The sequence below is a fragment of the Aquimarina sp. RZ0 genome (genome assembly GCF_008370685.1).
In the GTDB taxonomy this organism is placed as follows: domain Bacteria; phylum Bacteroidota; class Bacteroidia; order Flavobacteriales; family Flavobacteriaceae; genus Aquimarina.
In genome coordinates this window covers 1-11,974 of the sequence record NZ_VTZU01000055.1, presented here as the reverse complement: position 1 = coordinate 11,974, position 11,974 = coordinate 1, and the positions used below count along the sequence as shown (strand labels likewise).

The window sequence follows — 11,974 nt, the reverse complement described above, 5'->3', positions numbered from 1 at the left end:
GTATTATTCAAAATTAAATTACAATAATTCTTAAGGAACCATAGATTATGGCAAGAAATAATGATAAGAATACAGTAAAGAGATTTAATAAAATCTCGATAGGTTTAGCATCTCCAGAGTCAGTTTTAGCAGCATCTCAGGGAGAGGTTTTAAAACCTGAAACTATTAATTATCGTACTCACAAACCGGAACGTGACGGTTTGTTCTGTGAGCGTATTTTTGGACCTGTAAAGGACTTCGAATGTGCTTGTGGTAAATATAAAAGAATTCGTTACAAAGGAATCGTATGTGATAGATGTGGCGTAGAAGTAACAGAAAAGAAAGTTCGAAGAGACCGTGTAGGGCATATTAACTTAGTTGTGCCGGTAGCTCATATTTGGTATTTCCGTTCTTTACCAAATAAAATAGGATATTTATTAGGCTTACCGTCTAAGAAATTAGATATGATCATATACTACGAACGTTACGTAGTAATTCAGCCGGGTATTGCTAAAAATGAAGAAGGAGAACCAGTTCAGAAAATGGATTTCCTTACAGAAGAAGAATATTTAAATATTTTAGATAGTCTTCCTCAGGAAAACTTATACTTAGAAGATACTGATCCCAATAAGTTTATTGCTAAAATGGGAGCAGAATGTCTTATCGAGATTTTGAGAAGAATAGATCTTGATGCATTATCATATGAATTAAGACATAAAGCGAATAACGAAACGTCAAAACAACGTAAAACAGAAGCATTAAAACGTCTTCAGGTTGTAGAGGCGTTACGTGATGCTAATAAAAACAGAGAAAACCGTCCAGAATGGATGATTCTTAAAGTTGTACCGGTTATTCCACCAGAATTACGTCCACTTGTGCCATTAGATGGAGGTCGTTTTGCAACTTCGGATTTAAATGATTTGTACCGTCGTGTAATTATTCGTAATAACCGTTTGAAACGTTTGATGGAGATCAAGGCTCCAGAGGTAATACTGCGTAATGAGAAACGTATGTTACAAGAATCAGTAGATTCATTGTTTGATAACACGCGTAAGGCTTCTGCAGTTAAAACAGATTCTAACAGACCATTAAAATCATTATCAGATTCCTTAAAAGGTAAGCAAGGACGTTTCCGTCAGAACTTACTTGGTAAGCGTGTGGATTATTCTGCTCGTTCCGTAATTGTTGTAGGACCAGAATTGAAATTATTCGAGTGTGGTCTTCCTAAGAATATGGCTGCAGAATTATACAAGCCATTTGTAATCAGAAAGCTGATAGAACGTGGTATTGTAAAAACAGTAAAATCTGCAAAGAAAATTATAGATAGAAAAGAGCCGGTTGTTTGGGATATATTAGAGAATGTTCTAAAAGGACATCCCGTATTACTAAACCGTGCCCCTACGCTTCACCGTCTGGGTATTCAGGCTTTTCAACCAAAACTTATTGAAGGTAAAGCAATACAATTACACCCATTAGTATGTACTGCATTTAATGCGGATTTTGATGGAGATCAGATGGCAGTGCACTTGCCATTAGGACCAGAAGCAATATTAGAAGCACAGCTATTAATGTTGGCATCGCATAATATCTTAAATCCAGCAAATGGTTCACCAGTTACCGTACCATCGCAGGATATGGTTTTGGGACTTTATTATATGACTAAATCTCGTAGATCTACTCCAGAACTTATAGTCAAAGGAGAAGATCTGACATTTTATTCTCCGGAAGAAGTTATCATTGCGTATAATGAGAAGCAGCTTGATATCAATGCTAATATTAAAGTACGGACTAAAGATGTTGAAGATGGCGAGTTAGTAACCAAAATAATTGAAACTACTACAGGAAGAGTTTTATTTAATGAAAAAGTACCTGAAAAAGCTGGATATATTAATGAAGTACTAACTAAGAAATCACTAAGAGATATTATTGGTGGGATTCTTAAGGTAACCAGCGTACCAGAAACAGCTGAGTTTTTGGATGCGATTAAAACCTTAGGATATAATTTTGCATTTAGAGGTGGATTATCTTTTAGTTTAGGAGATATAATCATCCCTGCTGAGAAGCACACGATGATTGCTAAAGCAAATAAAGAAGTAGACGGTATTGTAGGAAACTATAATATGGGTCTTATCACGAATAATGAGCGTTATAATCAGGTAATTGATATCTGGACTTCTACTAATGCGGCATTGACCGAGTTGTCTATGAAGCGTATTAGAGAAGATCAGCAAGGATTTAACTCGGTATATATGATGCTTGATTCTGGAGCCAGGGGATCTAAAGAACAGATTCGTCAGCTTACCGGAATGCGTGGATTGATGGCAAAACCTAAAAAATCAAATTCTGCTGGAGGTGAAATTATTGAAAACCCGATTCTTTCTAACTTTAAAGAAGGGCTTTCGATTCTCGAATACTTTATATCTACTCACGGTGCTCGTAAAGGTCTTGCAGATACAGCCCTGAAAACAGCAGATGCAGGGTATTTAACACGTCGTTTGGTGGATGTTGCTCAGGATGTAATCGTGAATGTTGAAGATTGCGGAACATTGAGAGGAGTAGAGGTTAGACCACTAAAGAAAAATGAAGAAATAATTGAAGGTTTGGCAGCAAGGATTGTTGGTAGAACTTCTTTGGTAGAGGTAATAAACCCATTAACTCAGGAGGTGCTGGTAGAAGCAGGGATAGAGATTGATGATGCAACAGCAACTACAATAGAAAATTCTCCTGTAGAATCTGTAGAAGTTCGTTCTGCACTTACTTGTGAGGCTAAAAAGGGTATTTGCGTAAAATGCTACGGACGTAATCTTGCTACTGGTAAAACAGTTCAGCGAGGTGAAGCTGTTGGTGTAGTAGCTGCTCAGTCGATTGGAGAACCAGGTACACAGCTTACATTACGTACATTCCACGTAGGAGGTATTGCAAGTAACATTTCTGAAGAAAATCAATTGAGATCTAAATTTGCAGGTAAAGCAGAAATAGAAGAATTGAAGACGGTTAAAGGAGAGGATGCTGAAGGAAATGAAATTGATGTAGTGATTTCGCGTACATCTGAAATTAAAGTAGTAGACCCTAAGACTAAAATTGTTTTAAGTACAAACTTAATCCCATACGGTTCTCAATTATTTATTAAGAATGGTGATGTGCTGGAAAGAGATCAGAGTATCTGTCAATGGGATCCATATAATGGTGTTATTATTACAGAATTTGCAGGAAAAGTTAAATACGAAAATGTTGAGCAAGGTATAACTTATCAGGTAGAAATTGATGAACAAACTGGATTCCAGGAAAAAGTGATCTCTGAATCTCGTGATAAGAAAAAAATACCAACACTTCTTGTTTTAGGAAGTGGTGATGAAGTACTTCGTTCTTACAACCTTCCTGTTGGTGCTCACCTTATGGTGGATGATAACGAGAAAATTAAGGTTGGTAAAGTATTGGTTAAGATTCCTCGTAAATCTGCAAAAGCAGGAGATATTACAGGAGGTCTTCCACGTGTGACAGAATTATTTGAAGCACGTAACCCGTCCAACCCTGCGGTAGTAAGTGAGATTGATGGTGTTGTATCTTTTGGTAAGATCAAGCGTGGTAATCGAGAGATTATTGTAGAGTCCAGAATAGGTGAAATCAAGAAATATCTTGTTAAGCTATCTAACCAGATTCTTGTACAGGAAAATGATTTTGTACGTGCAGGAATGCCATTATCAGATGGTTCTGTAACTCCAGAAGATATTCTTAAGATCAAAGGCCCTTCTGCCGTACAGCAATATCTTGTTAATGAAGTACAGGAAGTATATAGATTACAAGGTGTAAAAATTAATGATAAGCACTTTGAGGTTGTAGTACGTCAGATGATGCGTAAGGTAAGAATTCAGGATCCGGGTGATACAATTTTCTTAGAAAACCAATTGGTACATAAGGCTGATTTTATTCAGGAAAATGATGCAGTATTTGGGATGAAAGTTATTGAAGATGCTGGTGATAGTGAAAACTTAAAAGCAGGTCAGATTATATCACCACGTGATTTAAGAGACGAAAACTCAATTTTGCGTAGAGAAGATAAGAATTTGGTTTCTGCAAGAGATGTGACTCCTGCTACGGCAACTCCAATACTTCAGGGTATAACGAGAGCATCGCTACAGACTAAGTCATTCATCTCTGCAGCTTCGTTCCAGGAAACGACTAAAGTATTGAATGAGGCCGCGGTAAGTGGTAAGGTAGATGATCTGGAAGGATTAAAAGAGAATGTAATCGTAGGACATAGAATACCAGCAGGTACCGGAATGAGAAATTATGAAAGTATTATTGTAGGTTCTAAAGAAGAGTTCGAAGATCGAATGGAACAAAGACAAGAAGTAAATTATAATTAATCAAAATAGCCTGCCAGACGGCAGGCTATTTTTTTATAATGTAAAACGTTCAGAAATACATTAAAGAAAATGGCAGAAAATAAAGACCAAAAACAGAATCAATTAAATATCGAATTAGATGAATCAATTGCGGATGGTATTTATAGCAATCTTGCAATTATTAATCACTCTGTTTCAGAATTTGTGGTAGATTTTGTGAATATTATGCCGGGTAGACCCAAAAGCAAGGTGAAAAGTAGGATAATTTTAACACCGCAACACGCGAAAAGGTTATTAAAGGCACTTAATGACAATGTATCCAGATTTGAAGCTGCACACGGAGAAATTAAAGATTACGAACAACCACCAATACCTCTAAATTTTGGACCCACAGGTCAGGCGTAGAGAGATTATAAAATGATATTATTTAAAAATACCTGTTGAGTTGTAAAACTTAACAGGTATTTTTATTTACGCATAGTTGATCAAAAACTATATTTTGATTATCTTCAGTATGGTTTAATAAATTTCATTTAGTATGTAATACGATTTATAACTAAAAATTTCGCATATTCATCGTTTCTTTTTCCTTTCTACTTCGTTTAAAAAATAAACCGTAGCTATAGCTATGCTTGATTTTTTTGTCTTGTATAAAGAAAAAATAATTCAATGAATTTATACGAATTTTTTAATCACAAATCGTATAATAATCGTTTTTATACCAGTTCTATTTTAAGAATACTTGCACAAAGAGTGCAAATTACAATGAGTATTTTTAAATCATTGACTGGTATTACTCAGGAAGTTTAAAGTTTTATTGTTGGCAGGTGTTGTCAAATTGATATATGATACTAATTTTATAAAAATATATCTACATGGCTGATCGGATCAAAACATTTTCAGAATTTTATAAGTTCTATCTGACAGAACATCAGAACAGAACCAGTAGGGCATTACATTTTATAGGAACTTTTTTAGTTTTTGTTATTATTGGTGTTGCTGTGTATTATGATTGGGGATGGAAATGGTTTTTTATCCCTGTTGTTGGATATGGTTTTGCATGGGTGGGTCATGCTTTCTTCGAAAAAAATAAACCAGCAACATTTAAATATCCTTTGTGGAGTTTGATTTCAGATTTTAAACTGTTTTTCGAAATTTTGGTTGGTAAACGTTCTTTTGATAGCGCAAAAGATTGATATAGTTATTTTCTATCAATACTTGTTTTAGAATAATTTTCAGTAATACAAAAAGACTGTGTAAGCTTTTTATAATCAGTTTTATTAAAATGCTAAGGGTAATCATATCAGTGCGTGCAAAAAGCTTTAAAAAGGTCTTTATACGATTTATAACTAAAAATTTCGCATATTCATCGTTTCTTTTTCCTTTCTACTTCGTTTAAAAAATAAACCGTATCTATAGCTATGCTTGATTTTTTTGCCTTGCATAAAGAAAAAATAATTCAATGAATTTATACGAATTTTTTAATCACAAATCGTATTAAATAAGTTTTATACCAGTTTTTAGCTGAAATCATTGTAAACTGAATCGCATTATTTTTTGATTCAGACGAGAAAGAAAATTCATAGATAGTAATGCCATTTATGCTCTTTACTTCGAAGTGTCAAACAAAAAGAAATGACATTAAAACTCTGAGGTATAGTGAAAAGTGATAGAAGGATATTTTTGCTGTGTCATTTGCAAGCTAAATGAAGAGTCTGCTAAAAATACCAATTGATCTTGCTTGTCCTTCGCCAAGAATTTACTTTTAACACGTTTGAAATCTTTAAATTCTTCGCTATCAATATCTTCAACGTCTATCCAGCATGCTTTGTGAACATTTAGATTTTCATATGTACATTTAGCCCCGTATTCGTGTTCTAATCTATATTGGATCACTTCATATTGGAGTGCACCAACGGTACCAATAATTTTTCTTCCGTTTAATTCTAAAGTAAATAATTGAGCAACACCTTCATCCATTAATTGATCAATGCCCTTGGATAACTGTTTGGATTTCATAGGATCAGCATTATTGATATACCTAAAATGCTCTGGAGAAAAGCTTGGAATTCCCTTATAGTTGAGTATTTCTCCAGTTGTAAGTGTATCTCCAATTTTAAAATTTCCGGTATCGTGTAAACCTACAATATCTCCTGGGTAGGAGGTGTCAACAATTTCTTTTTTCTCGGCAAAAAATGCATTAGGACTAGAAAATTTTAACTTTTTATTGAGTCTTGTGTGCAGATAAGGAACATTTCGCTTAAACGTTCCTGATACAATTTTAATAAAAGCTAAACGATCACGATGCTTAGGATCCATATTTGCGTGTATCTTAAAAACGAATCCGGTAAAAGCTTCTTCCTCTGGCTCGATAAGTCTTGTGTCACTTTCCTTAGCTCTAGGCGTCGGAGCTATAGAGATGAAGCAATCCAACAATTCTCTAACTCCAAAATTATTAAGAGCGGATCCAAAAAATACTGGCTGCAAGTTTCCGTCTTGATACGATTTTTGATCAAAATAAGGGTAAATTCCCTCTATAAGCTCTAATTCTTCTCTTAAGGTATCAGCAGAATTATCACCAACTAATGTATTCAGTTCTGAAGAAGATAAATCGGAAATTTTAATAGTTTCTTCAATGTTTTTCCTGCTATCTCCACTAAATAAATTGATGTTTTTTTCCCAAATATTATAAATTCCTTTAAAATCATACCCCATTCCGATTGGAAAACTTAAGGGAGTTACCGTTAATCCAAGTTTTTGCTCAATTTCATCAAGTAATTCAAAGGCATCTTTACCTTCACGATCCAGTTTGTTTATAAAAACAATCATGGGGATATTACGCATTCTACATACAGAAACCAACTTCTCCGTCTGTTCCTCAACACCTTTTGCCACATCAACAACTACAATTACACTATCAACAGCAGTCAGTGTTCTAAATGTATCTTCTGCAAAATCCTTATGACCTGGAGTGTCAAGGATGTTTATTTTAATACCTTGGTATTCAAAAGCTAATACAGATGTAGCTACAGAAATTCCTCTTTGACGCTCAATTTCCATAAAATCACTTGTCGCACCTTTCTTTATTTTATTGGATTTGACCGCTCCCGCTTCCTGAATAGCTCCTCCAAAAAGTAGTAATTTTTCGGTCAGTGTGGTTTTACCCGCATCAGGGTGAGAAATGATACCAAATGTTCTTCTTCTTTTTATTTCGTCAATGAATTTCATTATAGTTCTGTTGCTAAAAGTTGCAAATATACTACTAAAATGAACAATTGAATCGCAATACCAAAAATCTCATTTTTTTTTGAATATTGTGTGTTTTGTATGTTTTATAGCGTTAAAAAGTGCTTTATATCGAAAAATATAAAAAATTATGGGAAAATGTGTGTTAATTATTGAAATCTATTACCATATTTGTGTAATAAGAATTTACGGTTTACCCGTAATACAAGATTAAGTTTTTGAATTATAAATATTTAAGTACTATTTATAACTAGTCTATAAAAGTCAGTACCCAATGATAAATAGACTATTGTAAACCATCGTCATATGAAAAAAATTACCCAAGTCTCATTGGGTCGAAAGAGATTACTATCTCTTATGACCTCTTTTTTTGTAGTGTTTCTTGTTTGTTCTACTTCTTTGCTTGGACAGGTAAGACCCACATTTAATTTATCACAAGGTCCCACATTATTACCAGGAAGTAATGCAGATGGAACCATCGGAGCCAGATATATTTATCAGGATATAGCAGTTTCATCAGATAATATTATTTTGGATGCTGTTTTAACAATTAATAATATTGTAGATGCATCTGTTATTTCTGTGGATACCGTTCTTGGAGTGGATGATCGATTTGAACCTACAACAAATACGACAGCACCTGATGGTTTTGTCGAGTGGCAAATAGAGTTTGTATACGATGGGACTGTAATTAATGCTGCTGATGCAGGAGTTAGAGGGATTCTTGATACTTTTAGCATGGAGGCTATTGATGTAGATGGTAATGAGTATTTTGAGGTTATTGTTCCATCTTCTTATGTCATAGAAAGCGGTGTCGCTCCTCCTACAGAACTTGTAGTATCTACTAATGGAGCGTTTACAAAGTTTCAAAGTGATGCAGATTTTGCTCCGGGAATAGATGTTGCTAATACAGAATATGTAGTCAGGGTAAATTATGAAAATATAGGGATAGCTATTTTTAGGAATGGTAGTTCTGTAGATAGTAATGATAGACAAAACTCAATCAGTTTTCTAGGAGAAGTTACTTTTGATGTAACTACTCCTGTAGTTTTAAATACTCCACCCACAGTAGTTGATAATCTGAATAACCTAATAGTTGAAGACACTAATTTTTCGACAAACGTATTAACAGGCGCTAATGATGTAGATGGTAATATTGATCTTTCTACAACAACCCTTATAGACCCTAATGATGTTACAAATCAAGGGAATGTTGGGACTCCGCTTGTTATTGCAGGAGTAGGAACATATACGGTAGATGCTATCGGAAACCTTACATTTGTTCCAGTTTCTGGTTATTCTGGTGGCGCAGATATTTTGTTTTCGGTTTCGGATGCTCTTGGTGTAAGTTCTGAAAGAGGTTTGTTAGGTATTTTTATAACTATAGATACGGATGGTGATCTGGTATCAGATGATGCGGATCAGGATGATGATAATGACGGTATTTTAGATAGTAATGAAGGTTTAGATTGCCCATCAAGTTTTATTAATATTGGAACAGCGCCTCCTGGAAACCAGAATGTAGCTGGCGTTATTAATGATATTTATGACTTTAGTGTTGTTAATGTGGATGTGACTGCTGTTGCTAATACAATTGATGGTGGAGCATTATCACAATTGTTAGTTGAAGATGCAACATCTTTGAGAGTGCAAGGTCAGCAAATTGATAATGGTATAGGAGAAACAGTTGTTTATACGTTTACTTTTAGTGAACCGGTAACGGATCTTAGATTTAGATGGTCAGGTATAGATCAGGGAGATAGAGTTTCAGTTAGTGCTTCTGGACCAGATATACAAGCTATAAATATGAGCGCATTAACAAGTCCTACTGCATTTCCCAGTAACGACTATGTAAACACTTCTGGCGGGAACTCCCATGTGATAACAAATAACAACAGCTTGTTGCCTGTAATTACTTCATATACAAATGGTTCTGTAGATGCTACTCTTAATTATTCAGATATAATTATTAGCGGACTTGTCACTTCTTTTGATATAATCACAAATAAGCAAAGACAAGATGGAGATGTTGTAAATAATGGTGATGTAACTTTTTTGTTTTCGAATCTTTTGTATTGTCGATATATAGATAGTGATGGAGATAATGAGCCTGACCATTTGGACAATGATAGTGATGGCGATGGGTGTGCTGATGCCATAGAAGGTAATGGAATATTTACTTCTTTAGATATTGATACTGATGGTGAGCTAATGGGAGGTGTTGGTGTTGATGGAGTTCCGACGATTACGGGAAGTCCTCAGGCTAATTCATCAGATGTTACCCTGGCAGGACCTGATGCTGACGGAGATGGGATTTCGGATGCTTGTGATGATCTTAATGATTCTGATGGAGATGGTATAGAAGATAGTAGTGATATCTGCCCTAATTTTGATGATAATCTGGACACGGACTCAGATTCTGTACCTGATGGTTGTGATCAGGATTCTGATAATGATGGTATTACGGATGTGGATGAGGGGTGTGAAAATATAGTTTTGGTGAATAATAGTTTTGAAACTTTTGATCCTACCACAGCTCAAACTACTTTTGGGACAGCTCCCTCGAGGGCATTTTATTTTAATGAATCTGATGTGAGTGGATGGGATACTACAGCATCAAATAATCTGGTTGAAATATGGGAAACAGGTCACGGAGGAGTGACTTCCATTGATGGAAGTGCTCACGCTGAAATTAATGCGACCCAGAATGCCCAATTATTTCAGGATTTTGCGACAACTCCAGGAGACATTATCCAATGGTCGATATGGCACAGAGGTAGAAGTGGAGTAGATGAAGCTAGAGTCTTGTTAGGACCTTCAACTGGAGTTTTGGTAGAACAGCGAATATTAAGAACTAATAATACACTATGGGTTAATTATAAAGGTTTTTATACAGTTCCCGTAGGGCAGACTTCAACAAGAATTGGTTTTGAAAGTGTAAGTACTTCTAACGGAGGTCAGTTTATTGGTAATTTTATAGATTTATTAGAAATTGTTGCTTGTCCGGATACCGATGGCGATGGTGATTCAGATAATTTGGATACTGATAGTGATGGTGATGGATGTGAAGATGCACGTGAAGGAGCTGGAACTTTTGGTGCTGCAGATATAGATGGATTTGGTCGACTTACCGGTGGGGTAGATGCAGTCGGTATTCCTACTGTTACAGGAAGTCCACAAGGAACAACTAGTAATGTTATTGATGCTAGTATTAGTACCTGTACTTCAATGACAGGAAGGTTATACATAGATACTAATAATAATGGAATTCAGGATAATGGAGAAGAAGGACTTGGAGGTGTAAGTGTAGTGATTACTAATACTGGAGGTTTTAGCCAAACGGTTACAACATTTTCTGATGGATTATGGTTTGCTAATTCTTTACCTGTAGGGAGTCTTACTGTTGATATCAATGATGCAGACTTGCCTGTGGGCTTTACTCAAACAGAAGGTACAGATCCATCTGTACATACTGCCGTTACTAATATAAATACTTTTACAGAAAATGATGGGTTCTTCTTTCCGGCTATGCCTGATTTACATGAAGCTCCAAGTTGTGCAGGCACAACGTATAATTTTAATTGGGATACGTCTTCTCCAAATGGGATTAATGAATTTGATTGGACTCCCGATGGAGCACTAACCAATACATTTACGGATATAGATGGTTCTGGGGTTGATATAAATTATGTTTTTACAGGAGATACAGGTACTTTTGATATGTGGTCGGGCTTTGGCTCTACCGGAGATGGACCGACGCCTGGTGTGGGACCTAATGCCGATTTTGGTTTTGAAAACGCTTTGCAATTTTTTACTGCAGGCTATACCGCAACAGGTATTACCCAAACGATATCTTTTAGTAATTCTCTATTCTCTATTGGTTTTGATTTAATACACGTAAACGGAGCTGGAGCAAATGGAGATAAATTCACAGTGACAGCAACGGATGGTCTAGGAAATACAATATTTCCCACTTTTACGAATTCAGGAACTCCATCATACGCTTCAGATAATACTACAGGTATAATTAATGCTACAGCGCTTTCGACAGATGGAGATAATGACCGGATTGGAGTTAATTTTGAAGATATTGATGGTATTACAAGTATAACTATTTTGTGGCAGGATTGTGATACTTGTACTATTGGCAATAGACATGGTTCTGCTATAGGTGGTTTTGATTTCTGTACAGAGTTTCCAGATCCCTCACTAAGTGTTATTAAAACCGTTCGAGTTTCAGGCAGTGTATTAAATGATGTTATCGAATATGATATTGTAGTAACCAATACGGGTAATGTTACCTTGAGTGCTATCGAAATTACGGATGACAATGCCGATGCCGGTAGTATTTCAGGGAGTCCAATCGTAAGTTTACTACCAGGCGCAAGTGCTACCGTTACAGC

The 11,974-nt window shown here is 35.5% G+C and carries 6 protein-coding genes; 5 read left to right on the top strand and 1 reads right to left on the bottom strand.

The features are described from left to right. Positions 1 to 47 precede the first annotated feature (47 nt). From rpoC to F0000_RS19160, 4 genes are all read left to right on the top strand, one after another. Positions 48 to 4,346 (top strand): DNA-directed RNA polymerase subunit beta', encoded by a 4,299-nt coding sequence (gene rpoC / locus F0000_RS19170; RefSeq protein ID WP_149626343.1) that lies wholly within the window; start codon positions 48 to 50, stop codon positions 4,344 to 4,346. A 69-nt stretch (positions 4,347 to 4,415) separates the two neighbouring features. Beyond that, entirely contained in the window at positions 4,416 to 4,730 is a 315-nt protein-coding gene (locus F0000_RS19165) for a DUF3467 domain-containing protein (protein ID WP_149626342.1), read from the top strand. A gap of 264 nt (positions 4,731 to 4,994) precedes the next feature. Further along, positions 4,995 to 5,135: a hypothetical protein gene (locus tag F0000_RS27850; RefSeq protein ID WP_188112187.1), complete on the top strand. Its 141-nt coding sequence runs from the start codon at positions 4,995 to 4,997 to the stop codon at positions 5,133 to 5,135. Between the two features lie 65 nt (positions 5,136 to 5,200). Beyond that, entirely contained in the window at positions 5,201 to 5,521 is a 321-nt protein-coding gene (locus F0000_RS19160) for a DUF962 domain-containing protein (protein ID WP_149626341.1), read from the top strand. 445 nt (positions 5,522 to 5,966) lie between these two features. Here F0000_RS19160 and F0000_RS19155 read toward each other — a convergent pair whose 3' ends face one another. Next, complete coding sequence (locus F0000_RS19155) at positions 5,967 to 7,553, bottom strand: peptide chain release factor 3 (protein ID WP_149626340.1); 1,587 nt, start codon at positions 7,551 to 7,553, stop codon at positions 5,967 to 5,969. A 324-nt stretch (positions 7,554 to 7,877) separates the two neighbouring features. Here F0000_RS19155 and F0000_RS19150 point away from each other — a divergent pair. After that, a partial coding sequence (locus F0000_RS19150; RefSeq protein ID WP_304505295.1) for an SdrD B-like domain-containing protein occupies positions 7,878 to 11,974 on the top strand: 4,097 nt, incomplete at its 3' end.